The following is a 25,795-nucleotide window of genomic DNA, read 5'->3' as shown; positions in this document are numbered from 1 at the left end:
TCCAGGGGCCTGTAAGGTTTATGACAAAGCGCCGAGAAAACCCGGCGCTGGGACTGTATAAATTCACAGGAGTGTAGCTGAATTTATCGGGTTTTGCACCCACACGTTTATCGCGTCTTAATGACCAGACGGTTGCTTTGCTTCACTTCTTCCATCACCACGTAGGTACGGGTGTCGTTTACACCCGGCAAACGCAGCAGCGTTTCACCCAGGAGCTTACGGTAAGCGGACATGTCTGGCACACGCGTTTTCAACAGGTAGTCAAAATCACCGGAAACCAGATGACATTCCTGAATTTCTTCCAGTTTCTGCACCGCAGCATTGAACTGTTCAAATACATCAGGCGCGCCGCGGTTTAGCGTTATTTCAACAAAAACCAGCAGTGACGCATCCAGATAATGCGGGTTTAGCAGCGCTGTGTAGCCGTTAATGAAGCCCTGTCTTTCCAGACGACGTACACGTTCCAGACAAGGCGTTGGCGACAGCCCAACACGTTTGGAAAGCTCGACATTGGAAATACGTCCATCTTTTTGCAATTCGTTCAGGATGTTACGATCAATACGATCGAGATCTTTGCCTGGCCGTTTTTTAGTGTCTACCATTATTATTGTCTCTCTTCACTTTTCCCTGCACCCGCTTTACCCCGATAGACCTCATGTATCAGAGCTACCCTTAAAGAAGACACGCTGCCTATTTTGTATATCAACAGTCATTAACTTCTCGTTCTCGCCCCACGTATTGCTCACCCGCGAAAAGACCATCACGTCATATCCGTGGCCCAAAGGCCTACTACCTGCGCAAAAACGAATAAAAAGCCGAGCTTTTAACTGTTCACATACAAAAAATTTCCTCTTACCCAGATGTTTTCGCAAATGCACAGCCGATTGTCAAAGCAAAACAACGAAAATCAGAAGAAACTGCCAGATTGGATAAGCCAGAGCCATTCTCCGAGGTGACTTCAATCATTTTACTTATGAATGTGGCTGATTTTTCAGCGATTTGTCATCCTCATCGTCATTAACGATTAAACAAATAGCCAGCAACTTTTCTGCATACTTTTTTTACTCTTGTAATTTCCTTACAATCGTTCGCATTGTCCGTGGTAGAGACTGTTCGTAGTAAGGAAGCGGGTTTGTTGTAGAGACCGTTCATATGGACATTATCCGCCGTCATGAAATGAGGAAAGCATGGGTACTGTTAAACATCACAAGTTATTGATTCTGGGTTCAGGCCCGGCTGGCTACACTGCCGCTGTTTATGCTGCACGGGCGAATTTACAGCCAGTATTAATCACGGGTATGGAAAAAGGCGGTCAGCTGACGACCACAACCGAAGTAGAAAATTGGCCTGGTGATGCCGATGATTTAACTGGCCCGCGGTTAATGGAGCGTATGCATGCACACGCGACCAAATTCAATACTGAAGTGATCTTCGATCATATTGAACGTGTTGATTTGCAGAACCGTCCCTTCCGTTTATTCGGCGATAGCGCCGAGTACACCTGTGACGCGCTGATCATTGCCACGGGGGCATCGGCTCGTTACCTTGGCCTGCCGTCTGAAGAGGCATTTAAAGGCAAAGGGGTTTCTGCCTGCGCAACCTGTGACGGGTTCTTCTACCGTAATCAGAAAGTCGCTGTCGTTGGCGGCGGGAATACCGCGGTTGAAGAAGCGCTGTATTTGTCTAACATCGCTGCGGAAGTGCATTTGATCCACCGTCGCGAGACGTTCCGTTCAGAGAAAATTCTGATCGACCGCCTGATGGACAAAGTTAAAAACGGCAACATCATCCTGCATACCAACCGTACGTTGGACGAAGTGCTGGGCGATGACATGGGTGTAACCGGTGTCCGTATTCGCGATACGCAAAGCGACGCAGCGGAAGAACTGGAGCTGGCTGGCGTGTTTATCGCTATCGGCCACAGCCCGAACACGGCCGTATTTGGCGGTCAGTTGGAACTGGAAAACGGTTATATCAAAGTACAATCCGGTATTCACGGCAATGCGACACAGACCAGCATTCCTGGCGTCTTTGCCGCAGGCGACGTCATGGATCACATCTACCGTCAGGCCATTACCTCCGCAGGTACCGGCTGTATGGCGGCACTGGATGCTGAACGCTATCTGGACGGGCTGACCGTCAACAAGTAAGAGTGTACTGATAACGGAGCGGCAATAGCCGTTCCGTTTTCTTCCTTCTGGTTTTCCTTCCGCAACACAAAAATTGATCGCCTCACCCATTTCCCTTCTCCTTTTCGTTTGCAGCGCGTCCTTGTCGCGGTAACATGGCCTCATTCTGCGTGATAGAAGATAATTTTGTTAACTAACAGTTACATGAGAGTTATTTTCTGTTAAGCCCGTTTCTGCAATATAACGAACTGGTGCCTGATGAAAAAAACCCGACAGCAAGAACTGACCGCCTGGCTGAAACAGCAGAGTAAGTTGGCGCAACGTTGGCTACGGATTTCACTACTGCTTGGATTCCTGAGCGGTGCGTTAATCGTGGCGCAAGCCTGGCTGTTAGCGACGCTGCTTCATGCCTTGATCATCGAGCATGCCACGCGCGAATCCCTGCTCACTCCTTTCCTTCTGCTGATTGCCACATTTATTCTGCGCGCACTCAACAGTGTGTTACGCGAGCGTGTTGGTTTTCTTTGCGGACAAGCCGTTCGACAACAAATTCGTAAGCTGGTACTGGATAGATTGCAACAGCTTGGCCCTGCCTGGGTACAGGGCAAACCCGCGGGCAGTTGGGCAACGATGATTCTTGAGCAGGTTGATGACATGCAGGATTATTACGCCCGCTACCTGCCGCAGATGTATCTTGCCGCGCTGATCCCGCTGCTTATCTTGATCACGATTTTCCCGCTCAACTGGGCTGCGGGTCTGATTCTGTTTCTAACCGCTCCGCTCATCCCGCTTTTTATGGCGCTGGTTGGCATGGGCGCGGCAGATGCCAACCGACGTAACTTTCTGGCGCTGGCGCGCCTGAGCGGACACTTCCTCGATCGCCTGCGCGGGATGGAAACGCTACGTCTGTTCCATCGTGGCAAGGCTGAAACCGAACAAATCCGTCATGCTTCCGAGGATTTCCGTAGTCGCACGATGGAAGTGCTGCGTATGGCGTTTCTCTCTTCGGGCGTGCTGGAGTTTTTCGCCTCCATTTCAATCGCTGTTGTCGCCGTCTATTTCGGTTTCTCTTATCTCGGGGAACTGGATTTTGGTCATTACGGCATGGGCGTGACGCTCTTCGCCGGCTTTCTCGTATTGATTCTGGCTCCAGAATTCTTTCAGCCTTTACGCGATTTGGGCACCTTCTATCATGCCAAGGCTCAGGCTATCGGCGCAGCAGAATCGCTGGTGACTTTTCTGTCAGAGGAAGGCGAGACGGTCGGCTTTGGCACACAAGAATTCAGCAGCGATAGCGCCATTACTATCCGGGCGGAAAACCTGGTTGTCCTCGCGCCAAATGGCACACCGCTGACCCAACCGTTGACGTTCGATATTCGCGCAGGTGAACGCATCGCACTGGTCGGTCTCAGCGGAGCAGGAAAAAGCTCACTACTGAATGTCCTGCTGGGATTCCTGCCCTATCGCGGTTCACTCACCGTTAACGGTCAGGCATTGAACACGCTAACGCCTGAATCATGGCGTAAGCAGTTAAGCTGGGTCGGGCAAAACCCTCACTTGCCGGAACAGACGCTACGCAGCAATATTCTACTGGGTAACCCGCAGGCCAGTCCCTTGGAATTGCAGTATGCGATTGAGCGCGCGTATGTACATGAATTTTTACCGCAGCTCCCGCAAGGACTGGAAACGACAGTCGGTGACGGTGCGGCACGCCTTTCTGTCGGGCAGGCACAGCGCGTCGCCGTTGCTCGTGCGCTCATTCACCCTTGCAACTTACTGCTGCTGGATGAACCGTCAGCCAGCCTGGATGCTCATAGTGAGGAGCTGGTTATGACGGCGCTGAACGACGCGGCACGTTCACAGACCACACTGCTGGTCACGCATCAGCTCACCGAGATCGCCGAGTATGACGCGATCTGGGTAATGGACAGCGCTCAGTTAGTTCAACAGGGTGATTATCAAACACTCCGAGCCGAAGCGGGTCCCTTCGCGACGCTACTGGCACAACGACAGGAGGCGCTGTAATGGCTCAGATGAAAACGATGCAGGTATTAAAACCGTTTCTGGCACTTTATCGTCAGCACTTCTGGTATTTGAGTCTGGGCGTGGTCTTGGCCATTGCTACGTTGCTGGCCAGCATTGGTCTACTCGCCTTATCCGGCTGGTTTCTGGCGGGTGCTGCGCTGGCGGGGATCGTCGGGCTGCTCACCTTTAACTATATGTTGCCCGCCGCTGGCGTGCGGGGTGCGGCTATCGCCCGTACGGCCGGGCGCTACGGGGAAAGAGTTGTCAGTCACGATGCCACCTTCCGCGTTTTGCTGCGCTTACGTGTTTTCACTTTTTCTCGCATTCTGCCGCTCTCTCCGGGTGGACTGGCACAATTTCGCCAGGCTGAACTGCTAAACCGGCTGGTGGCGGACGTCGATACGCTCGACCACCTCTATCTTCGCGTGATTTCCCCCATCGTCAGCGCATTCGCCGTCATTCTTATCGTCTGTTACGGCCTGAGCTTCATTGATGCCTCACTGGCTCTGACGCTGGGTGCCATTATGCTAGTACTGCTACTGTGCCTGCCGATTATCTTTTATCGGGCAGGAAACGGCATCGGGCAGGATTTGACCGCGCTGCGTGCACAATACCGCCTTCAGCTCACGACCTGGCTGCAAGGTCAGGCGGAACTCACCGTCTTCGGCGCACTCAGTCGCGTCCGTCAGCAGTTGGCTCTGGTGGAAATCAACTGGCTGCGTCGCCAGCGTCAGCAGGCCAACCTTACCGGCCTGTCTCAGGCGGTGATGATTTTATGCAGCGGACTGACCGTTACTTTGATTCTGTGGCTGGCAGCCAATGGCGTTGGTGGTAATCCGCAGCCCGGTGCATTGATTGCGCTGTTTGTGTTCGCCTCGCTTGCCGCCTTCGAAGCGCTGGCTCCCGTCACGGTGGCCTTCCAGCATATGGGACAAGTGATTGCCTCCGCGGCTCGGGTCGATCAAATCATTCGCCAGCCCGTTGACGTCACGTTCCCAGAGCATGGGCCAGAAACCTCGCGTGAGGCGGCGCTAGACATCTCACATGTCGGTTTCACGTATCCCGGTCAACCCCAGCCCGTGCTACAGAATATTACTCTTTCCATTCAGCCGGGCGAGCATCTGGCGCTGCTGGGGCGTACCGGATGCGGGAAATCGACGCTATTACAATTGCTGACTCGGGCATGGAACTGTGAATACGGAGACATTACGCTGAATGGTCACCCCCTTGCCGACTGGCGAGAAGAAGATCTCCGCGCCATGATGAGCGTGGTGCCACAACGCGTGCATATTTTCAGCGCCACGCTGCGTGATAACCTACTGCTAGCAGCACCGACTGCACGAGATGAAAAACTGGCCGAGGTATTACAGCAAGTTGGGTTAGAAAAACTGCTGGAAAACGAAGGGCTGAATGCCTGGCTGGGAGAAGGCGGTCGACAGCTGTCCGGTGGCGAGCAGCGCCGTATCGCGTTGGCACGTGCCTTATTACACGACGCACCGCTCGTTCTATTGGATGAGCCTACTGAAGGGTTGGATGCAGAAACCGAAAAGCGTATCCTGCAACTGCTCCGCCAGCACTGTGCCGATAAGACGCTGATCGTCATCACTCATCGGCTATACGGCTTAGAATCGATGGATCGCATCTGTATTTTGGACGATGGCAAAGTGATCGAACAGGGCAGCCATCAGGCTTTAATGGCACAGCAAGGTCGTTATTGGCAATTCCGCCAACACGTTTAAGGCAATTTCAGTGAAACACAACCTTTGAAAAATATGCGCCTATACCAGCTATCGTCTCAATCACTTCAGTTTCCTGATCCGAATCATGCGCTGGATGACCCCAACGGCCTGCTGGCCGTTGGCGGCGATCTCTCCGTTGCCAGACTGAAAGCGGCTTACCGACAGGGCATTTTCCCTTGGTACTCCCCCGGTGAACCTATCTTATGGTGGTCTCCGAATCCGCGTGCGGTTCTCTTTCCCGGTGAATTCCATCTCAGCCGCAGCATGAAAAAATTCCTAAAACGTCATACTTTTCATGCCACGCTCAATCAGGCATTTGATGATGTCATCCACGCCTGCGCGCACGAACATCATGATGGCACCTGGATTACGCCAGACATAATTTCAGCTTATCGCCAGCTTCATCAGGTTGGGAAAGCACATTCCGTCGAAGTGTGGCACAATGGCGCACTGGTTGGTGGGTTATATGGTATTGAACAAGGGCGATTATTTTGCGGTGAATCAATGTTCAGCCGCATGGATAACGCCTCAAAATATGCACTGCTGGCGTTCCAGCACCATTTTATTCGCCACGGCGGTCATTTGATTGATTGTCAGGTGTTAAATTCCCATACGGCGTCACTGGGCGTAAGTGAAATTCCCCGCGACCGCTTTCTGCAACTGCTTTTCCAGTGGCAGGATATTGCCGTCGATGACGGTTGTTGGCTACCACAACAGCTCGCCGAACCGACATGGTGATAGAGGAAACCGTGTAAATAACGCCCCAAACGTGAACGCTTCTTTACATAATGTCGGTTTTTCGGCATTATCTTGCGGTTAAAAAATAAAGGTAGTTAGACCTAGAGGATTCGATGGCCAAAGAAGACAATATTGAAATGCAAGGCACCGTGCTTGATACGCTGCCCAACACCATGTTCCGCGTTGAATTGGAAAACGGGCACGTGGTTACCGCTCATATCTCCGGTAAAATGCGTAAAAACTATATCCGCATCCTGACGGGTGACAAAGTCACTGTAGAGTTAACCCCGTACGACCTGAGTAAAGGCCGCATTGTCTTCCGCAGCCGTTAACCGGTTCGCTCATCGCTATTATTAGCGATATATGAGGATGTGACTCCCTCCCCAGCCCTTCCCTTCATGGCAAGGGCTTTTGTTTTTGGGGAGCAACCGTTTTAAGGTCAACAGCCTGCTCGTCATGGATTCCGCCTATGAAGCCTGACTCTCCCCTATTTTTCCCCCTTTCCTTTCAGGAAGGTACGCCGCTTTATCGCCAGCTTTACGAGCGGGTGCGTCGGGCTATCAGCGTAGGCCTATTATCTCCGGGTGACCGTCTGCCTTCCGCACGTATGCTTGCAAAAGAGCTCGGCGTCGCACGCGGAACAATAGAACAGGCCTACTCGTTGCTGATTGCCGAAGGTTATCTTCAGGCACGCGGGCAAGCAGGAACGCTTGTGAATCCCGATTTACCCTTAGCGCCAACGCCCGTTACCGATGCGACTATATCCCCCTCAGCGCCAGATGATGAACAGAACATACTGTGGCGTCCATCGCAACTGTTGCCCTTTCAAATGGGAGTTCCCGCTTTTGATGCCTTTCCCCGCAAACTCTGGGCTAGACTGGGCGCACGCTATCTTCGCAGCATGCAATTACCGGATTGGGATTACCCTGCACCTTATGGCTTGCCAGCGCTAAGAAACGCTATCGCCTCTTATCTGCAAGTGGCACGTGGCATTGACTGTACTGCAAATCAGGTATTCATCACCTCAGGTTGGCGCGCTAATTTGCAACTCGCAGCGCTAGCCTTGCTGAAATCCGGGCAGCGCGTCTGGGTTGAAGATCCCGGCTATCCCCCCACTCGCCAGTTGCTATCACAATCTGGCTTATGCCCGGTTCCGATAACCGTCGATCGCGAAGGACTTAACGTGGAGCGCGGCATTGCGCTGGCGAATGACGCCAGTATGGCCGTTGTCACTCCCGCACATCAAAGTCCCTTGTCGATGTCGTTATCGCTCCCTCGGCGACAGGCATTATTGCAGTGGGCAACCGAGCAGAACGCCTGGGTAGTGGAGGATGATTATGATGGGGAATATCGTTACGTCAGTCGCCCGCTCCCAGCGCTCGCCAGTCTGGATCGCAATGGGCGGGTTCTGTATGCGGGCACCTTCAGCAAGGTGTTATTTCCGGGGATTCGGTTGGCTTATTTGGTTGTACCGCAGGCGCAGATTGCCACCTTTGAACACATCAGCCGAATTTTCTTCGCTTCCGCATCACCAACCATGACGCAGTCTATCGTTGCCAGCTTCATCGCTGAAGGCCATTTTGCCCGGCACATTCAGCGTACACGACGCCTTTACGCCGAGCGCCGCACCGCTACCATCACATCGCTACAAGGTATTTTAGGCGATCGTATACACATCGACGCGCAGCCGGGCGGCATGCATTTAGTGTTACGCCTGCCGGATAACATAAACGATCGGCTGCTTGCCGACCGCTTGCTGGCTCAGGGGATTGCCGTCCAACCGCTATCACGTTGGGCTGTATCAGGAAACGGTGACAACGCACTACTCGCCAGTTTCACCAACTGCGCCACGATGGCAGAACCAGAGCGGCTTGCCACGTTGATCCTTGCCGAGCTTGAACAGCACGGGAGCTAATTAGCTCAGATTGGCTTTTTCCAGGCCGTACAGTTTATCTGCGGAGCCGGGAACGACCTGAAACGCGACGCCCAGACGATTCCAGCCATTAATTGCAATAATCATGAAAGATAAGTCAGCCAGATCTTCTTCTGACAGCTGTTCACGAACGCGCGTAAATACCTCGTCAGGCACACCGTGAGGCGGAAGATGAGTCAGCACTTCTGTCCACTCCAGCGCAGCACGCTCGCGCGAGGAGAAAAGCGGTGATTCACGCCAGACAGCCACGTGGTGCAGGCGTAGCTCGCGCTCCCCATTAATCTTGGCTTCTTTAACGTGCATATCAACGCAAAATGCACAGCCGTTAAGTTGAGAAGCGCGTAGCGTAACCAGATGGCCTATTTCAGCCAGAAACGGTTTCTTGTGCAGAATATTATTGAACTCCAGATACTTTTTAGCGGCATCGGGAGACTTGCTGTAGTAATCAAGACGTTGGCTCATAGTGAACTCCAAAACGAGATAGGATGGAAGAGAAGAGAGACAGCCACACGCCTGCGACAACGCACAGGGCCGACTACTCGGTAGTCATGATTGTGCAAAATCTTGGCCTATCCGAAAAGATCCAAGAATCGTACTTTTAACTGGGCCATGATGCGAAATAGCGCACCCAAAGCGGTCGGCGACCCAATAAAAAAGGGATGCCTCAGCATCCCTCTTAGATAACACACGATATTGACTAATTAACGCTTTCTGCTTTTCGCTTCTGCGCACTCACGAAGCCATACGTCAGCTGTTGCGTTTCTTTATCCAGTTCCACCGTCACAGAACCCCCGTCCACCAGCGAACCAAACAGCAGTTCGTTGGCCAGCGGTTTCTTGAGGCTTTCCTGCATCACGCGTGCCATTGGTCGTGCACCCATCGCCTTGTCATAGCCTTTCTCTGCCAGCCAGTCGCGCGCTTCATCGCTCACTTCCAGCGACACACCTTTCGCATCCAACTGCGCCTGAAGTTCTACGATAAACTTATCGACAACCTGCTGAATGACATCGGTCGACAGATGGTTGAACCAGATAATGCCGTCCAGACGGTTACGGAACTCCGGCGTAAACACCTTCTTAATTTCTTCCATCGCATCAGTACTGTTGTCCTGATGGATGATGCCGATGGATTTACGCTGTGTTTCCCGCACGCCCGCGTTGGTGGTCATGACGACAATGACATTGCGGAAATCCGCTTTACGGCCATTGTTGTCCGTCAACGTACCGTTATCCATCACCTGCAACAGCAGGTTAAAGACGTCAGGATGCGCTTTTTCGATCTCATCCAACAGCAGCACCGCATGAGGATGCTTAATCACCGCATCTGTCAGCAGGCCGCCCTGATCGTAGCCCACATAGCCGGGAGGCGCACCAATCAAGCGGCTAACCGTATGGCGTTCCATGTATTCGGACATATCAAAGCGCAGCAGTTCAATATCCAGCGCTTTGGCCAGCTGTAACGTCACTTCCGTCTTACCGACACCGGTAGGACCGGCAAACAGGAAGGAACCGACCGGCTTACGCTCCTGACCCAGCCCTGCACGGCTCATCTTAATAGACTCAGACAGCGCTTCGATTGCTTTGTCCTGCCCAAACACCAGCATTTTCAAGCGGTCGCTGAGATTTTTCAGCACATCGCGATCGCTGGCGGAGACGGTTTTTTCTGGAATACGGGCGATACGAGCGACAACCGATTCGATGTCACTCACATTGACCGTTTTCTTACGTTTGCTGACCGGCATCAGACGGCTGCGCGCACCGGCCTCATCGATCACATCAATCGCTTTATCCGGCAGGTGACGGTCATTAATGTATTTCACGGCCAGCTCTACCGCGGCACGGACCGCTTTCGACGTATAGCGAACATCATGGTGAGCCTCATATTTCGGCTTCAGACCATTAATGATTTGTATGGTTTCTTCCACGCTCGGTTCAGTGATATCGATTTTCTGGAAACGACGCGCCAGCGCCCGATCCTTTTCAAAGATATTGCTGAATTCCTGATAGGTGGTCGAGCCGATAACGCGAATCTTGCCGCTGGAAAGCAGCGGTTTAATCAGATTAGCCGCATCAACCTGGCCGCCAGACGCCGCGCCAGCGCCGATAATCGTGTGAATTTCATCAATGAACAGAATACTGTTTTTATCCTGCTCCAACTGCTTCAAAAGCGCCTTGAAGCGTTTTTCAAAATCACCACGGTATTTGGTGCCTGCCAGCAGCGCGCCGATGTCCAGCGAGTACAGGGTGCACTCCGCCATCACTTCTGGTACATCGCCCTGCACAATACGCCAGGCCAGCCCTTCAGCAATCGCGGTTTTACCAACGCCGGATTCACCGACCAGCAGCGGGTTATTTTTACGGCGACGGCACAATACCTGAATCGTGCGCTCCAGTTCCTTATCCCGGCCAATAAGCGGATCGATACCGCCAACGCGAGCCAGTTGATTCAGATTGGTGGTGAAGTTTTCCATACGGTCTTCCCCTCCTGCCTGTTCTTCATTGACGGGACTTTCAGGGTTTGGTGCCTGATCGGATTCTTCTTTACGCGTGCCGTGAGAAATAAAGTTCACCACATCCAGACGGCTGACGTCATGCTTGCGCAGCAGGTAGGCGGCCTGTGATTCCTGTTCGCTAAAAATGGCGACCAAGACGTTGGCGCCGGACACTTCGCTGCGGCCGGAGGACTGCACGTGGAAGACGGCACGTTGGAGTACGCGCTGGAAGCTGAGCGTGGGTTGCGTTTCGCGCTCGTCGTCACTCTGCGGTAATGTTGGTGTGGTTTGCTCAATGAACGCTTCCAGTTCCTGACGCAGCGCGGCTAAATCTACCGTGCAGGCTTCCAATGCTTCACGGGCGGCTGGGTTACTGAGCAGAGCCAACAGCAGGTGCTCCACGGTCATAAACTCGTGTCGGTGCTCACGCGCTCTGGCGAAAGCCATGTTGAGACTGAGTTCCAGTTCTTGATTGAGCATAGGCACCTCTCCCAATAAATCGCCTGACTTCAGGCTTTTTCCAGCGTACAGAGCAGCGGGTGCTCGTTTTCTCTGGCATAACGATTGACTTGTACGACCTTGGTCTCAGCCACTTCAGCGCTGAATACGCCACAAATCGCTTTACCCTGATAATGCACAGTTAACATAAGCTGCGTGGCACGTTCAATATCATAAGAAAAGAACTTTTGCAGAACGTCAATAACAAATTCCATCGGGGTGTAATCATCGTTATTCAACACCACGTTATACATGGAAGGCGGCTGCAATTTTTCTTTCTGTTTATCAGTGGTCAGGTTCTCAGATTGTGACCACGTACTGTTGTTTCCCATTATCTATCCACATCATGCAACGAATATCGCGACTCACGACATTGGTCTGTTTATTCCTAATAGATCCGAGAAGCAGGAAATGAGCGCCTGCGACTTGAAAGATGACGGGTATCTCTACATTTACAGTAGCACGTCTGCTTTTTATTTTACCACCTGAGGGATTAAATGGTTCCCGGAAAGCAAAATTCAAGGCCTGTAACCGATATCTTGATGACGCAACGCGATCGTGGATTCATCAATAGCGTTATCTGCATCAAACTTTGGCAAACTGCCCTCCTCACCGCACGGTGGATCGCTTGACGCCGGGATCGATTTCACTAAAGTGTACGGATGAATTGATGGGGTTTTAATCAATTCGTATTCGTAGTAACCAAATAACCACACCTTACTGAAAAGAATACTCTTGCGAAGGATGTCAATGCATGGAGACAGGTACTGTTAAATGGTTCAATAATGCCAAAGGGTTTGGTTTTATCTGTCCAGAAGGGGGCGGTGACGATATCTTCGCGCACTACTCAACTATTCAAATGGATGGCTACCGGACTCTGAAAGCCGGACAGGTTGTCAGGTTTGATGTTCATCAAGGGCCGAAAGGCAATCATGCCTGCCTGATCGTCCCGCAAGTCGCCGAGGCCGCATCCTGACCCCTGCTACACCCTACACGTCTACTCAGAACACGCTACGCTAAACAGTAAAACGACTATAATGCGACAAAATGCCGTTCGTCATATCGAACGGCATTTTTTTATTGGTCGATACCGTTAATCCGCACGCCCGCGAGCCAGCCACAACACGCGAGAGAACATGCTGCGAATAAGCGGAGGGATGGCATCGCTGCCCATCGCCGCAGCTTCCATCGCCACTTCAATCGCCAGATCGGGCTTGGATGAACGATGGATAGCCTTGATGATGATTTTATGCATCGAGAGCGGCACTTTCTCCGGCAGTTGCGCGATGCGGTGATAAACGTGACTGAATCCCTCACGATACATGTAGTGTTCCATGTCCGATGCGGGCAAGACGGTCAAATGATCGCGCTCGCTCTCATCCTGTGCAGTTAACATGCTTTTCGCCGTCGCGGCATATTTCTTCCCCGCGTCGTCGCCATCGACCAACACATGCCATTCAATCCCCATACGCCGTGCGAATCTCAGTAATGGCCGGAGCCCGGACTGGGCAAACTCAATCACTTTCACCCCTTCCGCCTCAAAATGATGTCCACATTGGCGCGCCAGTTCATTCAGCATCCAGACTTCGGTTTCCCCTTCCACCAGCAGCCAACAGCGGGCAAAAAGTGATGCAGGTCGATTCAGACGAATGTGAAACGCAATGCGTCGGCTATCTTCTGCGTTCATGCCCTGACGACCAATGCGATATGTCGCCACCCGTGAAGACTCCCGCACCAGACGGCACACCTGCTCCATCGGCACCAGCGACAGTAGCTCGCCTGAATTCGTGGTTGTGATCTTCTGGAGTGGCAACTGCACCAAAAGCCCCCAGGCGACCGATAGCATAATCGGGTGCAGCCGGGTTTCGGGGTCTTCAATCAGTAAGAGCGGACGCGCATGGGGATCCAACGCCACCGATCCTTTCGCCTGTAACAACGTAGAAAACAATTCCAGCAGGATAATTCGGCGACTGCGGCTATTCGGGTCAGCAATCAGACGGTTGATGTTGTCCAGCGATCGCCACGATTTACCGTTGTGCGTTCGCGCATGCCGATGATGGCGTCGGTCATTATCCGTGGCGCTTTGCTCGGAAAAATAGTGCTCCAGCAGTTGCCGCATCGCCACTAACCCCTGGCGCAACTCTTTATCCGTCAGCTTCTGCGGATTTTGCACCAGTTCCCGCATCAGTTGCTCAAACTGCTGAGCCAGCTTTTCATTGCTGTTATCTAACGTCGCGGCCAGCGTCCCGGAACGCAGGCGCCGCATAAAACGCGCGTCTCGCAGCCGCAGCACCGGGTGCAGGCGGATAATCTCTCTGGCCAGTTCATCAATGTCATCCAGCGGTATCGGGTGCCCGTCAGCGTCCAGAAAGCTGCGCCAGGTGAAAACCGACTGGCTTTCGTCCACTTCACCTTCCAGCCGATAAAAAACGCGGTAGAGCGACTCATTTCCCTCTATCCAAACGGAGCTTAGTGAACGGTAGCGAGGGGATAGATGATGGCCGGGTGCCGTTTCGCAAAACGTGAAAATAACCTGAAGATGCTTTTCCCGGCTATTTTCATCCCCCGGCGTGAAGTGAAAATCCTGCATATCAAAATGATAAAGCGGCAATGTCGGTGCCAGCAGCAGCGAGAGCGCATCCAGCAGGCTTGATTTCCCCCAGGCATTCTCACCAATCAGTACATTGTTCTCGTCCAGCGTCAGCGACAGACGATTGATTCCCCGAAACCCTAGGATTTCAATACTTTCCAGATGCATCCTTCTCTCCTGTAGCAGCGGCCTGCGAGTTTCTGCTGCAAAAACGCTCACCGTATAGAATATCCTGCCAGACAGCGCTTTACTCACCCCGATAATTTGTTTAATTTTAATAGATTATCGTTTTTCTTCCCGCCAAGTGTAGCCGATGAATCCCACGATGTTGTTAATGACAATATTGTTAATGACGATGTTGTTAACGAACGGTTTGTGTTTCCGCCGTGTCGATATCTATCGGGGTAGAACTGAAGAAGAAAAGCCTCATGGTTTAACAACGGCAACCCCAGCCACTCCTAAAATACGGGTTAGCGCCGTTTTTCTCGCGTAAGGACATCAATTCTGTGATGTATTCAGGATTATTAATTATTTTATTACCGCTCATCATTGGCTATCTGGTACCGCTGCGCGGCAAAAAAGGATTACAGCTGATTAACCAACTGCTGAGTTGGATGGTGTACGTTATTCTGTTTTTGATGGGCATCAGCCTGGCTTTTCTGGAAAATCTCAGCAGCAATTTGTTACTGATCTTCCGCTACACTGCCGTCTTCGCCTTCTGTATTGTCGCGGCAAACGGCATTGCCCTGTGGCTGTGGGAAAAACGCAGCGCATGGCGTAGCAAGTACAAAGACGCGACTCCGCCGTCCAGACTGCGAATGATCCTTGAATCGTTCAAACTCTGTGGCGTGGTATTCGGTGGTTTTTTGCTGGGCTTAACGCAATGGCCGGGATTCACCTACGCCAGCAAAGGCAGCGAGTATGCCCTGATTTTCCTGCTTTTTCTGGTGGGCGTTCAACTGCGTAACAGCGGGATGACGCTGCGCCAAATCGTATTAAACCGTCGCGGTCTGGTCATCGCGCTCATCGTCGGTATCAGTGCGCTCGGTGGCGGCCTGCTGGCTGCGTGGATTCTGGGTCTGCCGCTGAAAACCGGTCTGGCGATGGCATCCGGCTATGGATGGTATTCGCTGTCAGGCATTCTGCTAACCGATGCCCTCGGGCCCGTCATCGGCAGTACTGCGTTTTTCAACGATCTGACTCGCGAGCTACTGGCGATTATGCTGGTTCCCGTGTTGGCACAGCGGAATCGCTCCTGTGCATTAGGCCTTTGCGGTGCAACCTCGATGGATTTCACGCTGCCCGTTTTGCAGCGCAGCGCGGGTATCGACGTCGTGCCTGCGGCTATCGTACACGGTTTCTTATTAAGCCTCGCGGCACCAATATTGATGGCGCTATTTTCTTCATAAGCGCACACTAAACGCCGTTTTCCCCCTCGTTTATGGGCTGTGATTGAGAGTGATTTTCATTGCCCATCACCAAACTTGCGCTAAATCAAATTTACCTAAAGTTGCAGTAAAAAAGCCTTTTTACCTGCCTCGGCTAACACTATGCTTTAAACAAGCATTTAAAATGCAACTTAAAAAAGGAAGTCATTATGTTTTGTGTGCAATGTGAACAAACGATTCGTACCCCTGTTGGAAACGGCTGCTCTTACGCGCAGGGCATGTGCGGCAAAACCGCAGAAACCTCCGATCTGCAAGACCTGCTGGTTGCTGTGCTGCAAGGGCTTTCTGCCTGGGCGCTGAAAGCGCGCGAATTAGACATCATCGATCACGATGTCGACAACTTTGCGCCACGCGCCTTCTTCTCGACGTTGACCAACGTTAACTTCGATTCCCAACGCATTATTGGCTACGCACAGGAAGCCATTACACTGCGTGAGTCTCTGGCTGTTCGCTGCCGTCTGCACGATGCCACCGCGACCGTGGATCACCCAATGGCAGCCCTGCAACTGGCTGGCAACGATATTCCGACCTTGCTGCAACAGGCAGCGGATTTTGCGCTGGACAGCGATAAAGCCAGCGTGGGTGACGACGTTCACGGCTTGCGCATGCTCAACCTTTACGGCCTGAAAGGCGCGGCGGCCTACATGGAACACGCCCACGTTCTCGGCCAGTATGACAACGCGATTTATGCCGAATATCATGCCTTCATGGCATGGCTGGGCACGCAGCCATCCGATGTTGACACCCTGCTGAACAACGCGATGGGCATCGGTAAAATGAACTTCAACGTTATGGCGATCCTCGACCATGGCGAAACCCATGCTTACGGTCATCCACAGCCAACCTCCGTTAACGTCCGCCCAATTGCGGGTAAAGCGATTCTGATTTCCGGTCATGACCTGAAAGATCTGCGCATGCTGCTGGAGCAAACCGAAGGCACTGGCGTGAATATTTATACCCACGGCGAAATGCTGCCTGCACACGGTTATCCAGAGCTGAAAAAATTCAAGCATCTGGCAGGCAACTACGGCAGCGGTTGGCAGAACCAGCAGACTGAGTTTGCCAAATTCCCTGGCGCGATCGTCATGACTTCGAACTGCATTATCGATCCAAATGTGGGTAACTATGGCGACCGCATCTGGACGCGCAGCATCGTTGGCTGGCCGGGCGTGAACCATCTGGAAGGCGACGATTTCAGCCCGGTTATCGAACAGGCACAGGGTCTGGCTGGTTTCCCATACAGCGAAATCGAGCACATGATCACCGTCGGCTTTGGTCGTGAAACGCTGCTGAGCGCCGCTGATACCGTCATCGATCTGGTTGCACAGAAAAAACTGCGTCACGTCTTCCTGGTTGGCGGATGTGACGGTAGCCGTGAAGAACGTAGCTACTTCACTGACTTTACGCTGAACGTTCCGCAAGACTGCCTGATCATGACGCTGGCCTGCGGTAAATACCGTTTCAACAAACTGGACTTCGGTACGCTGGAAGGCCTGCCACGTCTGCTGGATGTCGGCCAATGTAATGACGCCTACGCGGCAATTATTCTGGCCGTGAAACTGGCAGAAAAATTGGGCTGTGGCGTGAACGACCTGCCGCTGAGTCTGGTGCTGTCCTGGTTTGAACAGAAAGCGATTGTCATCCTGCTCACCCTGCTGTCCCTCGGCGTGAAGAATATCTACACCGGGCCGACGGCTCCGGGCTTCCTGACGGACAACCTGCTTGCCATTCTGAACGACAAATTCGGTATGCGGGCGATTACCACCGTTGAACAGGACATGAACACCATTCTGGCCGCTTGATGAATCAATGCGGACGGAGGAGCGCGTTCCTCGTCACGCAGCGTGAGGTGTCGGCATTGATGCCTCACGCTAAGCCCACGGTCTTATGGGCTGCCATTTTTACACGCTTCACCGTACCCGTTTGTTATGGAGATTGATTATGACCATGCCCGCACTACAGATTGGGCCGACACCGCTTTGCTCTAACCGCATGCAGGTACACTCGATTACTCAGGAAACGCCTGATGTCTGGACGATTTCACTGGTTAATCATGATTTTTATCCGTATCAGCCGGGTCAGTATGCGTTAGTCAGCATTGCCAACAGCGCGGAGACGCTACGGGCTTATACGATTTCGTCTTCACCGGGCCTCAGCCGTTTTATCACGTTGACGGTAAGAAGGCTCGACGACGGTGTCGGCTCACGCTGGCTGACCCAGGCGCTGAAAGTCGGTGATTATCTGTGGCTGTCCGATGCACAGGGCGAGTTTACCTGCGCCAACGCCGTCAGCGATCGCTACCTGATGGCGGCAGCAGGCTGCGGTGTCACGCCGATTATGTCGATGTGCCGCTGGCTGCTGGCAAACAAATCACAAACCGATATCCACGTTATTTTCAACGTGCGCAATCCGCTACAGGTGATCTTCGCCAAAGAATGGCAGGATCTGGTGCAGCGCTATCCACAACAGCTGCATCTGACGCTGATGGCAGAATTTGACGCTGCGCCCGGCTTCCTCTCTGGACGCATCAGCGGCGACCTACTGATCGAACACGTGCCGGATATCGCCAGCCGCACCGTGATGACCTGCGGCCCGGCACCGTATATGAACCAGATTGAAACCCTGAGTCAGCAGCTTGGCGTTGCCTCAAACCGCATCTTCAAAGAACAGTTCCGCCCGGCAGATGAAGTACTGGATGAAGACGCCGATCAGCTCACGCTGACCATCAGTCGCCCGCTGAAAAATCTGCGCGTTCCGGTAGGTATCAGTCTGCTGGCCGCGTTGGAAGCCAATAAGGTGCCGGTTGTCGCTGCCTGCCGTGCCGGTGTTTGCGGAAGCTGCAAAACCCGCGTGCTATCCGGTAATTACACCACCAGCAGTACCATGACGCTAACACCAGCCGAGATCGAACAGGGCTATGTTTTGGCCTGTAGTTGCCAGCTGCAAGGCGACACCGTTCTGGCCTGATACGCCCGCGTTTTACCCCCTTCTGCTCGGTAGCCTCGGCTATCGGGCAGGTAGGCAGAGTTAAATTACGCTTGGTTTCAGGCGAGCATTAACCTCATACTTTTCATCGCTTTTTGCCCTTTCCCGATTTGTCTTTTCCCGATTTGCCTTTTCGCGATTATAGTAAGCCATGGTTATATTTTGCTGTGGAGCCGCTGGCACATGACATCCCCCTCAGCCCCGATCCTGATTCTGGGCGCAACTGGCTATATTGGCCGCCATTTAACCGAACGATTGAGCAAACAAGGCAACCGAGTCATCGCTGCCGGTCGGAATACCGAATCCCTCGCGTCACGGAATTGGCCGGGCGTTGATTGCCAACAGGTTGATCTCGCTAAGCCAGAAAGCCTGCTTGATGGTCTGTGGGGAGCGGAAACACTCTATTATCTGGTGCACAGCATGGGTGACGGTGCGGACTTCGTCGCAAGAGAACGAATGACCGCCATGAATCTGTTGTTGGCACTGGCCTCCAGCAACGTAAAACAGATTATTTATCTGGGATCGCTTCAGGCGAAAGACGATACCTCGCCGCATATGCAGGCACGCCAGATCACGGGAGATGTTTTACGCAGCAGCGGTATTCCCGTCACAGAACTGCGTGCGGGCATTATTATCGGTACCGGTTCGGCGGCGTTCGAGATCATGCGCGATATGGTCTATAACCTGCCGATACTGACGCCGCCGCGCTGGGTGCGTTCTAAATCGTCCCCCATTGCACTGGAAAACCTGCTGGTGTATCTGATCGGCATCGCGCAGCATCCCGCGACAGAAAACCGCATCATGGATGCCGCAGGCCCCGAATACATCAGCTACCAGACCATGTTCGAGCGTTTCATTCAGATCAGCGGCAAGCGCCGCTTGCTGATCCCCGTTCCCATGCCGACGCATCTGGTGTCTGTCTGGTTCTTGCATCTGGTGACCTCGGTTCCTCCCTCCATCGCCCGCGCCCTCATTCAGGGGCTAAAACACGATTTACAGGCCGATGGCAGCGAATTGCAGGCATTAATCCCACAAACGCTGATGAGCTTTGATGACGCCGTGCGCCTCACTCTGCAAAGCGAAATGGAGAGCGTACAGCAGGCGGACTGGGGCGATGACACCGAGGTTCGCGCGCGCTGGAAGCCCAATTACGGCTTTTACCCTAAACAGGCGGGTCATACGATGGAGACGCCCGCTTCCAGTCAGGCGCTCTGGCAGGTCATCCAGCAGGTCGGCGGGAAAGAAGGCTATTTTTACGCGAATACGCTGTGGAATATCCGTGCCCGGCTGGACGATCTCTGCAGCAACGGCGTCACTTATGGACGCCCCGAGCGTCCGACGCTGGAAGTGGGCGACAAGATTGACGGCTGGAAGGTTATCTCAATCAAGCCACAGCGTCAGTTGGTGCTGCTATTCGGCATGAAAGCGCCGGGGCTGGGTAAACTCAACTTTACCATCACGGACAAAGGCACTCACCGAACCGTGGATGTCCGCGCCCGCTGGCACCCTTCCGGGTTCAACGGGCTGGTCTACTGGTTCCTAATGATGCCCGCTCACCTGTTTATCTTCCGTGGTATGGCGGCGCGTATTGCGAAACTGGCAGAGAAGGAAACGGTTTAGCGGCTGCCGTATTTCTCCAGCAGCGCGTCGACAATCGCTTCACTCTGCGCATCGGGCTGGCCTTGATAGTTCTCAGGGCGGAAATGCATCTGGAAAGCGGCGATCACCTGCCGCTTCTCACGCGCAGTCATCGTGTCTTGCACCGAGTAGCCATAGCGCCCCAGCTTTTCCAGCAGAACCGCTTCATCCACCGGCTGCATCGTCGGTCGTCCGTTCAAATAAAATGCTACCCGCTGCGCATCCGGCCAGGCACCAATGCCTGCTTGCGCCAGCGCCTGCCAGGGGAACAGCGGCCCAGGGTCTTGTTTGCGCTGTGGAGCAATATCGCTGTGTGCCACCACGTTCTGCGGGGCAATCTGGTAGCGGTCGACAATATCGCGGGCGATCGCAGTCACGAGCTGAATCTGCGAGGCGGTAAACGACTCCCACGTATAGCCTGTTAGCGTGCGCTGATAGCCCGCATTTTCGATCTCAATACCAATCGAAGAATTATTCAGTCGACTAAATCCGCGCCAGCTACTGGCTCCCGCATGCCAGGCAGATTGAGATTCCGGCACCAATTGCCAGGCAAGCGGCTTGCCGCGCTGCAAAGGTGGACGTGCTGGAATCAGGTAATGGGCGCTGACATGCTCATCCGTCAGAATATTCAGCGAGGTGGCAAAGTCTTCCGCCGTATAGTGAATCACCAGAAAGCGGATACGGGACTCCTGCGCCCGCGACTGCACTGCGGTCTCCAGCACATAATTATTCTGTTCTTTCAACGAGGAGGCTGATTGGCAACCCGCCAACAGTCCCAGCGCTATGCAGACCATCCATTTCAACATTGTTATTCCACTATTGTGCTTATTTTCCGCCAGATACTTTTATGCTTTAACCTGCTAGCGGCGAACTTTTACCGCGGTACCGCTCACGGTCACCATCAGCATGCTGCCGTCCTTCCCGACGGTTTCATAGTCAAGATCGATGCCTACAATGGCGTTCGCCCCTAAATCTTCGGCCTGTTCTTGTAACTCTTTGAACGCAATCTGCCGCGCCTTACGTAGCTCCTTCTCATAGGCACCAGACCGGCCGCCAACGACATCGCGGATGCTGGCAAAAAAGTCCCGGAAGATGTTCGCGCCCAGGATGGCTTCGCCGGTCACGACGCCACAATATTCAGTGATGGTGAAACCTTCCAGACTTGGCGTGGTGGATAATTGCATGTCGTCTCCTTTCACTGCTTTTCTAATAGATGTTAAGTACACGTAAATATAAGTCGGCGGTACTGTTAGCACCCGCGATCAGAAAGCAAGCGCCCAGATTGTAAGCCGCTATTTTGTGCTATTATTTAACCAACAAATCGCTTATTGGCAAATTTTAACCCACGGTGATTGCATAACTATTCTGCCGACGTTAACATTCGCCGCATCAATGTCTATTCAATTCTTACGCATGAGTATTCAACTAAACGGCATTAACTGTTTCTACGGCGCATACCAGGCGCTATTTGATATCACCCTCGATTGTCCTGCGGGTGAAACGCTCGTGCTCCTTGGTCCCAGCGGTGCGGGAAAGAGCTCGCTGATACGCGTTCTTAATCTGTTGGAAATGCCGCGTTCTGGCAAGCTTTCCATCGCCGGTAATCAGTTTGATTTTCAGCGCACGCCATCCGACGGCGCGATCCGTGAATTGCGTCAGAACGTCGGAATGGTGTTCCAGCAATATAATTTGTGGCCGCATTTGACCGTGGTGCAGAATCTTATCGAAGCGCCCTGCCGCGTGCTGGGGCTGAGTAAAGAAGAAGCGAAAGCGCGGGCGGACAAGTTGCTCACGCGTTTGCGCCTCAATGACTTTGCCGATCGCTTCCCTCTTCATCTTTCTGGCGGACAGCAACAGCGTGTCGCGATTGCCCGTGCGCTGATGATGGAACCTCAGGTTCTGCTATTTGATGAACCCACTGCCGCGCTGGATCCAGAAATTACCGCTCAGGTCGTCAACATCATCCGTGAATTGGCAGAAACTGGCATTACGCAGGTGATTGTGACCCACGAAGTTGAATTTGCCCGTAAAACGGCTAGCCGTGTGGTTTACATGGAGAACGGCCGTATCGTTGAACAAGGGGATGCGACGCACTTTACCCAGCCGCAGACGCCTGAATTCGCTGGTTATTTGTCACATTGATTACTATCAGGAAAATGATAATGAAAAAATTGATTGTTGCAGCCTTATTCGCCGTTGGTGCCGCCTCTGCTAACGCCGCAGATACCATCCGTTTCGCGACCGAAGCGTCCTACCCTCCGTTCGAATTTGTCGATGCCAATAACCAGATCCAAGGTTTTGATATCGATCTGGCCAATGCGCTGTGCAAAGAAATGCAGGCGACCTGTACGTTCAGCAATCAGGCCTTCGACAGTCTGATCCCAGGCCTGAAATTCCGTCGTTTTGAAGCGGTCATCGCGGGAATGGATATTACGCCGGAACGCCAGCAGCAGGTGTCATTCACTCAGCCTTACTACGATAACTCCGCTCAGTTTATTGCCCAGAAAGGGAAAGTTGCCGATATCGCCGCGCTGACAGGCAAGCGCGTTGGCGTACAGAATGGCACCACCCACCAGAAATACCTGATGGAAAAGCATAGCGATATCAAAACCGTGCCTTACGACAGCTACCAGAATGCCGTGCTGGATCTGAAAAATGGTCGTCTGGATGCCGTGTTCGGTGATACCGCCGTGGTTAACGAATGGCTGAAACAGAACGATGCGCTGGCAACCGTTGGGCAGAAAGTGACGGATAAAGGTTACTTCGGTATCGGTCTGGGCATCGCTGTGCGCCAGAACAATGATGAGTTGCTGAAGAAATTCGACACTGCGCTCAACAAAATCAAGCAGGATGGTACTTACGAGACCATCTACAAAAAATGGTTCCAGCAGTAATCTGACGCTCAATGATTGAATTTCAACCTCTTGCAAGCGCCGCCGGGATGACCGTCGGCCTTGCCGTTTGTGCACTGGTGCTCGGCCTCGTGCTGGCGATGCTGTTTGCCGTTTGGGAAACTGTCCGCTGGAAAGCCGTTAGCTGGACGGGAACCGCCGTCGTGACGCTGTTGCGCGGCCTGCCAGAAATTCTGGTCGTGCTGTTCATCTATTTCGGCTCTTCTCAACTGCTGATGATGCTGGCAGACGGTTTTACTCTGAATCTCTTCATCGTGCAGATTCCGGTAAAACTGGATATCGGCATGTTTGAAATCAGCCCATTCCTGTGCGGCGTGATTGCGCTGGCGCTGCTGTATGCGGCTTACGCTTCCCAAACGCTGCGCGGCGCGCTGAAAGCCGTCCCGCAAGGGCAATGGGAATCGGGTCAGGCATTGGGACTCAGTAAATCCGCGATCTTTTTCCGTCTGATCATGCCGCAAATGTGGCGTCACGCCCTGCCGGGGTTAGGTAATCAGTGGCTGGTATTGCTAAAAGATACCGCGCTGGTGTCGCTGATCAGCGTGAACGATTTAATGCTGCAAACCAAAAGTATTGCGACACGAACGCAGGAGCCCTTCACCTGGTACGTTGTCGCGGCGGCGATCTATTTGATTATTACGCTGTTAAGTCAGTATGTGCTGAAACGCATTGAACTGCGCACCACGCGTTTTGAGCGGAGGCCTTCCTGATGCTCGCTTATTTACCTGAGCTAGTAAAAGGCCTGCATACCAGCCTGACCTTAACTGCCGTTTCCATCGTCGTAGCGCTGGTGTTATCACTGCTGCTGACTGTCGTACTGACGCTCAAAACGCCGGTCATATCGCTGTTGGCTAAAGGCTACATTACGCTGTTTACCGGTACGCCGCTGCTGGTGCAAATCTTCCTGATTTACTATGGACCCGGACAGTTTACCTCTATCCAGCAAATCCCCTGGCTGTGGAACCTGCTTTCGCAGCCGTGGCTATGTGCGATGGTGGCGCTGGCGCTCAATAGTGCAGCGTATACTACGCAGCTGTTCTATGGTGCGGTAAAAGCGATTCCCGCCGGACAGTGGCAATCCTGTGCAGCGTTGGGCATGGATCAGAAGCAAACATTACGTATTTTGCTGCCGTTTGCGTTTAAACGCGCGCTGTCTTCTTATTCAAATGAAGTGGTGTTGGTGTTTAAGAGTACCTCACTGGCTTACACCATCACGCTGATGGAAGTCATGGGCTACAGCCAACTAATGTACGGTCGGACGTATGATGTGATGGTGTTTGGTGCCGCTGGGATTATCTACCTGTGCGTCAACGGGTTACTGACGCTGCTGATGCGCTGGGTCGAGCGTCGTTCGCTGGCATTCGAACGCCGTAATTAATCCTTATCGCATTTATCCACTTAGAAAGCAGGCTTTGATAGCCTGCTTTTTTTATGGCGTGCTGATGTAAAAACATGCAATAAATCGACTCATTAATCATTTTAATTGCATATAAATTCAATCAATGGCATGGTAATCGCCATGACGTCGGAATCCTTCCGCACATATATTCATACCCTAAATAATTCGAGTTTCAGGAAGGCGGCAAGAGAAGGCATCCCGATGAGCTTACATAAGTAAGTGATTCGGGTGCGTGAACGCAGCCAACGCACATGCAACTTGAAGTATGACGGGTATGAACTATAAGAAAAACAGACAGGAGTAGGTAATGAAAAAATTAGTGCTCGCCACGTTACTGGCAGGAATCGCCTTCAGCGCCACCGCCGCAGACACCATCCGTTTTGCGTCATCAGCCACCTACCCGCCATTTGAGTCACTGGATGCCAGTAACGAAATCGTCGGTTTCGATATGGATCTGGCGAAAGCGCTGTGTAAGCAAATGCAAGCGACTTGTACGTTCACCAATCAGGCGTTTGACAGCCTGATCCCTGCGCTGAAATTCCGCCGCTATGACGCAGTGATTTCTGGTATGGACATCACGCCAGAGCGCAGCAAGCAGGTCGCGTTCACGCAGCCTTACTATGCCAACTCCGCCGTAGTTATCGCGCAGAAAGGGAAATTCAGCGACTTTGCCGCGATGAAAGGCAAACGTATCGGGATGGAAAACGGCACGACGCACCAGAAATACATGCACGACAAGCATCCGGAAGTACAAACCGTTTCTTATGACAGCTATCAGAACGCGGTGCTGGATCTGAAGAATGGCCGTATTGATGGCGTATTCGGTGATACCGCTGTCGTCAACGAGTGGATCAAGACGACCCCTGAACTGGCAACGGTTGGCGAACATGTGACTGACGCAGAATACTTCGGCACCGGACTGGGCATCGCCGTTCGCCCCGATGACAAAGCACTGCTGGAGAAGTTAAATAAAGCGCTGGATGCCATCAAAGCTGACGGCACTTACAAAACCATTAACGACAAGTGGTTCCCGCAATAAGATCCACTTAGCTTAACGCGGTGTGATACACCGCGTTATTGAACGCTTCCACTATTCCATGTCAGATAGTCCAAAGGTTTCGTGCGTGTTAATTGCTCTATTCTTCTGTAATTTCATCACACGCCCGACAAGGAGCGCTTGTATCTTTCTCACGTAGTGATTAGCTATCACTACATGAAACAGAGTGAGCTTCAAAGGCGCGCTAAGGCTATCAACCTTGCGATTGAGTTT

The 25,795-nt window shown here is 52.7% G+C and carries 24 protein-coding genes; 16 read left to right on the top strand and 8 right to left on the bottom strand.

Translation table 11 applies throughout. The features are described from left to right. Positions 1-107: 107 nt before the first annotated feature. Complete coding sequence (lrp, locus tag BUB06_RS00125) at positions 108-602, bottom strand: leucine-responsive transcriptional regulator Lrp (protein WP_010277211.1); 495 nt, start codon at positions 600-602, stop codon at positions 108-110. Between the two features lie 585 nt (positions 603-1,187). Here lrp and trxB point away from each other — a divergent pair. The 6 genes from trxB (at position 1,188) to pdxR (ending at position 8,546) form a co-directional block, all read left to right on the top strand. After that, on the top strand, positions 1,188-2,150 hold the full coding sequence (gene trxB, locus BUB06_RS00120; protein ID WP_039472667.1) for a thioredoxin-disulfide reductase: 963 nt from the start codon (positions 1,188-1,190) through the stop codon (positions 2,148-2,150). 237 nt (positions 2,151-2,387) lie between these two features. Then, positions 2,388-4,154, top strand: a complete 1,767-nt coding sequence (gene cydD, locus BUB06_RS00115) for a heme ABC transporter permease/ATP-binding protein CydD (RefSeq protein WP_039472666.1) — start codon at positions 2,388-2,390, stop codon at positions 4,152-4,154. Between the two features lie 17 nt (positions 4,155-4,171). Next, positions 4,172-5,893: a heme ABC transporter ATP-binding protein/permease CydC gene (gene cydC / locus BUB06_RS00110; protein WP_010308113.1), complete on the top strand. Its 1,722-nt coding sequence runs from the start codon at positions 4,172-4,174 to the stop codon at positions 5,891-5,893. A gap of 33 nt (positions 5,894-5,926) precedes the next feature. Next, entirely contained in the window at positions 5,927-6,631 is a 705-nt protein-coding gene (gene aat / locus BUB06_RS00105) for a leucyl/phenylalanyl-tRNA--protein transferase (RefSeq protein ID WP_039472665.1), read from the top strand. Between the two features lie 113 nt (positions 6,632-6,744). Next, entirely contained in the window at positions 6,745-6,963 is a 219-nt protein-coding gene (gene infA, locus BUB06_RS00100) for a translation initiation factor IF-1 (protein WP_002211347.1), read from the top strand. A gap of 137 nt (positions 6,964-7,100) precedes the next feature. Continuing rightward, positions 7,101-8,546, top strand: coding sequence for a MocR-like pyridoxine biosynthesis transcription factor PdxR (pdxR, locus tag BUB06_RS00095; RefSeq protein ID WP_039472664.1), 1,446 nt, complete (start codon positions 7,101-7,103; stop codon positions 8,544-8,546). On the opposite strand, the gene BUB06_RS00090 is transcribed toward pdxR, so the two are convergent. The 3 genes from BUB06_RS00090 to clpS all read right to left on the bottom strand — a co-directional run bounded on the left by BUB06_RS00090 (position 8,547) and on the right by clpS (position 11,885). After that, entirely contained in the window at positions 8,547-9,026 is a 480-nt protein-coding gene (locus BUB06_RS00090; protein WP_039472663.1) for a carboxymuconolactone decarboxylase family protein, read from the bottom strand. Between the two features lie 235 nt (positions 9,027-9,261). Next, on the bottom strand, positions 9,262-11,535 hold the full coding sequence (gene clpA, locus BUB06_RS00085; protein WP_010306371.1) for an ATP-dependent Clp protease ATP-binding subunit ClpA: 2,274 nt from the start codon (positions 11,533-11,535) through the stop codon (positions 9,262-9,264). A gap of 29 nt (positions 11,536-11,564) precedes the next feature. Further along, positions 11,565-11,885 (bottom strand): ATP-dependent Clp protease adapter ClpS, encoded by a 321-nt coding sequence (clpS, locus tag BUB06_RS00080; protein ID WP_010306375.1) that lies wholly within the window; start codon positions 11,883-11,885, stop codon positions 11,565-11,567. Positions 11,886-12,307: 422 nt separating this feature from the next. On the opposite strand from clpS, the gene cspD reads away from it, so the two are divergent. Continuing rightward, positions 12,308-12,529, top strand: a complete 222-nt coding sequence (cspD, locus tag BUB06_RS00070; RefSeq protein ID WP_010277240.1) for a cold shock-like protein CspD — start codon at positions 12,308-12,310, stop codon at positions 12,527-12,529. 117 nt (positions 12,530-12,646) lie between these two features. Here the strand turns inward: cspD and BUB06_RS00065 are convergent, their stop codons facing one another. Next, the gene (locus BUB06_RS00065) at positions 12,647-14,311 is read right to left on the bottom strand and encodes an ATP-dependent endonuclease (RefSeq protein ID WP_039472662.1); all 1,665 of its coding nucleotides are present in this window, start codon (positions 14,309-14,311) and stop codon (positions 12,647-12,649) included. Between the two features lie 341 nt (positions 14,312-14,652). Between BUB06_RS00065 and BUB06_RS00060 the strand changes: the two genes are divergently transcribed. The 4 genes from BUB06_RS00060 (at position 14,653) to BUB06_RS00045 (ending at position 20,196) form a co-directional block, all read left to right on the top strand. Continuing rightward, complete coding sequence (locus BUB06_RS00060) at positions 14,653-15,552, top strand: LysO family transporter (protein ID WP_039472661.1); 900 nt, start codon at positions 14,653-14,655, stop codon at positions 15,550-15,552. A 188-nt stretch (positions 15,553-15,740) separates the two neighbouring features. After that, the gene (hcp, locus tag BUB06_RS00055) at positions 15,741-17,393 is read left to right on the top strand and encodes a hydroxylamine reductase (protein WP_039472660.1); all 1,653 of its coding nucleotides are present in this window, start codon (positions 15,741-15,743) and stop codon (positions 17,391-17,393) included. Positions 17,394-17,532: 139 nt separating this feature from the next. Next, on the top strand, positions 17,533-18,558 hold the full coding sequence (hcr, locus tag BUB06_RS00050; protein WP_039472659.1) for an NADH oxidoreductase: 1,026 nt from the start codon (positions 17,533-17,535) through the stop codon (positions 18,556-18,558). Between the two features lie 201 nt (positions 18,559-18,759). Continuing rightward, positions 18,760-20,196 carry a DUF2867 domain-containing protein gene (locus BUB06_RS00045; protein ID WP_039472658.1) on the top strand — a complete coding sequence of 479 codons (1,437 nt, stop codon included), beginning with the start codon at positions 18,760-18,762 and terminating at the stop codon, positions 20,194-20,196. Here the strand turns inward: BUB06_RS00045 and BUB06_RS00040 are convergent. Then, positions 20,193-21,020: an N-acetylmuramoyl-L-alanine amidase gene (locus tag BUB06_RS00040; RefSeq protein WP_039472657.1), complete on the bottom strand. Its 828-nt coding sequence runs from the start codon at positions 21,018-21,020 to the stop codon at positions 20,193-20,195. The two genes, BUB06_RS00045 and BUB06_RS00040, sit on opposite strands and share 4 nt — an antisense overlap. A gap of 54 nt (positions 21,021-21,074) precedes the next feature. Then, complete coding sequence (locus BUB06_RS00035) at positions 21,075-21,398, bottom strand: heavy metal-binding domain-containing protein (protein ID WP_010306414.1); 324 nt, start codon at positions 21,396-21,398, stop codon at positions 21,075-21,077. Between the two features lie 229 nt (positions 21,399-21,627). On the opposite strand from BUB06_RS00035, the gene artP reads away from it, so the two are divergent. From artP to artJ (BUB06_RS00010), 5 genes are all read left to right on the top strand, one after another. Next, positions 21,628-22,356, top strand: coding sequence for an arginine ABC transporter ATP-binding protein ArtP (artP, locus tag BUB06_RS00030; protein WP_010306417.1), 729 nt, complete (start codon positions 21,628-21,630; stop codon positions 22,354-22,356). 20 nt (positions 22,357-22,376) lie between these two features. Continuing rightward, the gene (gene artJ / locus BUB06_RS00025) at positions 22,377-23,108 is read left to right on the top strand and encodes an arginine ABC transporter substrate-binding protein (RefSeq protein ID WP_039472655.1); all 732 of its coding nucleotides are present in this window, start codon (positions 22,377-22,379) and stop codon (positions 23,106-23,108) included. A gap of 11 nt (positions 23,109-23,119) precedes the next feature. Next, on the top strand, positions 23,120-23,836 hold the full coding sequence (artQ, locus tag BUB06_RS00020; RefSeq protein ID WP_015839956.1) for an arginine ABC transporter permease ArtQ: 717 nt from the start codon (positions 23,120-23,122) through the stop codon (positions 23,834-23,836). Next, entirely contained in the window at positions 23,836-24,504 is a 669-nt protein-coding gene (gene artM / locus BUB06_RS00015; protein WP_010277266.1) for an arginine ABC transporter permease ArtM, read from the top strand. Before artQ ends, artM begins: the two co-directional genes overlap by 1 nt. A 328-nt stretch (positions 24,505-24,832) precedes the next feature. Then, a complete protein-coding gene (artJ, locus tag BUB06_RS00010; protein ID WP_039472654.1) occupies positions 24,833-25,564 on the top strand; it encodes an arginine ABC transporter substrate-binding protein in 732 nt (243 codons plus the stop codon). Between the two features lie 51 nt (positions 25,565-25,615). Here the strand turns inward: artJ (BUB06_RS00010) and BUB06_RS22190 are convergent. After that, on the bottom strand, positions 25,616-25,795 hold a 180-nt coding region (locus BUB06_RS22190), incomplete at its 5' end, for a hypothetical protein (RefSeq protein ID WP_214607466.1).

Source organism: Pectobacterium carotovorum, from assembly GCF_900129615.1.
GTDB lineage: Bacteria > Pseudomonadota > Gammaproteobacteria > Enterobacterales > Enterobacteriaceae > Pectobacterium > Pectobacterium carotovorum.
This window is presented reverse-complemented; position numbering and strand designations above follow the sequence as displayed.

Coding starts and splice junctions, on each gene's coding strand:
- lrp (WP_010277211.1), bottom strand. CDS start 602: ATGGTAGACACTAAAAAACGGCCAGGCAAAGATCTCGATCGTATTGAT.
- trxB (WP_039472667.1), top strand. CDS start 1,188: ATGGGTACTGTTAAACATCACAAGTTATTGATTCTGGGTTCAGGCCCG.
- cydD (WP_039472666.1), top strand. CDS start 2,388: ATGAAAAAAACCCGACAGCAAGAACTGACCGCCTGGCTGAAACAGCAG.
- cydC (WP_010308113.1), top strand. CDS start 4,172: ATGCAGGTATTAAAACCGTTTCTGGCACTTTATCGTCAGCACTTCTGG.
- aat (WP_039472665.1), top strand. CDS start 5,927: ATGCGCCTATACCAGCTATCGTCTCAATCACTTCAGTTTCCTGATCCG.
- infA (WP_002211347.1), top strand. CDS start 6,745: ATGGCCAAAGAAGACAATATTGAAATGCAAGGCACCGTGCTTGATACG.
- pdxR (WP_039472664.1), top strand. CDS start 7,101: ATGAAGCCTGACTCTCCCCTATTTTTCCCCCTTTCCTTTCAGGAAGGT.
- BUB06_RS00090 (WP_039472663.1), bottom strand. CDS start 9,026: ATGAGCCAACGTCTTGATTACTACAGCAAGTCTCCCGATGCCGCTAAA.
- clpA (WP_010306371.1), bottom strand. CDS start 11,535: ATGCTCAATCAAGAACTGGAACTCAGTCTCAACATGGCTTTCGCCAGA.
- clpS (WP_010306375.1), bottom strand. CDS start 11,885: ATGGGAAACAACAGTACGTGGTCACAATCTGAGAACCTGACCACTGAT.
- cspD (WP_010277240.1), top strand. CDS start 12,308: ATGGAGACAGGTACTGTTAAATGGTTCAATAATGCCAAAGGGTTTGGT.
- BUB06_RS00065 (WP_039472662.1), bottom strand. CDS start 14,311: ATGCATCTGGAAAGTATTGAAATCCTAGGGTTTCGGGGAATCAATCGT.
- BUB06_RS00060 (WP_039472661.1), top strand. CDS start 14,653: ATGTATTCAGGATTATTAATTATTTTATTACCGCTCATCATTGGCTAT.
- hcp (WP_039472660.1), top strand. CDS start 15,741: ATGTTTTGTGTGCAATGTGAACAAACGATTCGTACCCCTGTTGGAAAC.
- hcr (WP_039472659.1), top strand. CDS start 17,533: ATGACCATGCCCGCACTACAGATTGGGCCGACACCGCTTTGCTCTAAC.
- BUB06_RS00045 (WP_039472658.1), top strand. CDS start 18,760: ATGACATCCCCCTCAGCCCCGATCCTGATTCTGGGCGCAACTGGCTAT.
- BUB06_RS00040 (WP_039472657.1), bottom strand. CDS start 21,020: ATGTTGAAATGGATGGTCTGCATAGCGCTGGGACTGTTGGCGGGTTGC.
- BUB06_RS00035 (WP_010306414.1), bottom strand. CDS start 21,398: ATGCAATTATCCACCACGCCAAGTCTGGAAGGTTTCACCATCACTGAA.
- artP (WP_010306417.1), top strand. CDS start 21,628: ATGAGTATTCAACTAAACGGCATTAACTGTTTCTACGGCGCATACCAG.
- artJ (WP_039472655.1), top strand. CDS start 22,377: ATGAAAAAATTGATTGTTGCAGCCTTATTCGCCGTTGGTGCCGCCTCT.
- artQ (WP_015839956.1), top strand. CDS start 23,120: ATGATTGAATTTCAACCTCTTGCAAGCGCCGCCGGGATGACCGTCGGC.
- artM (WP_010277266.1), top strand. CDS start 23,836: ATGCTCGCTTATTTACCTGAGCTAGTAAAAGGCCTGCATACCAGCCTG.
- artJ (WP_039472654.1), top strand. CDS start 24,833: ATGAAAAAATTAGTGCTCGCCACGTTACTGGCAGGAATCGCCTTCAGC.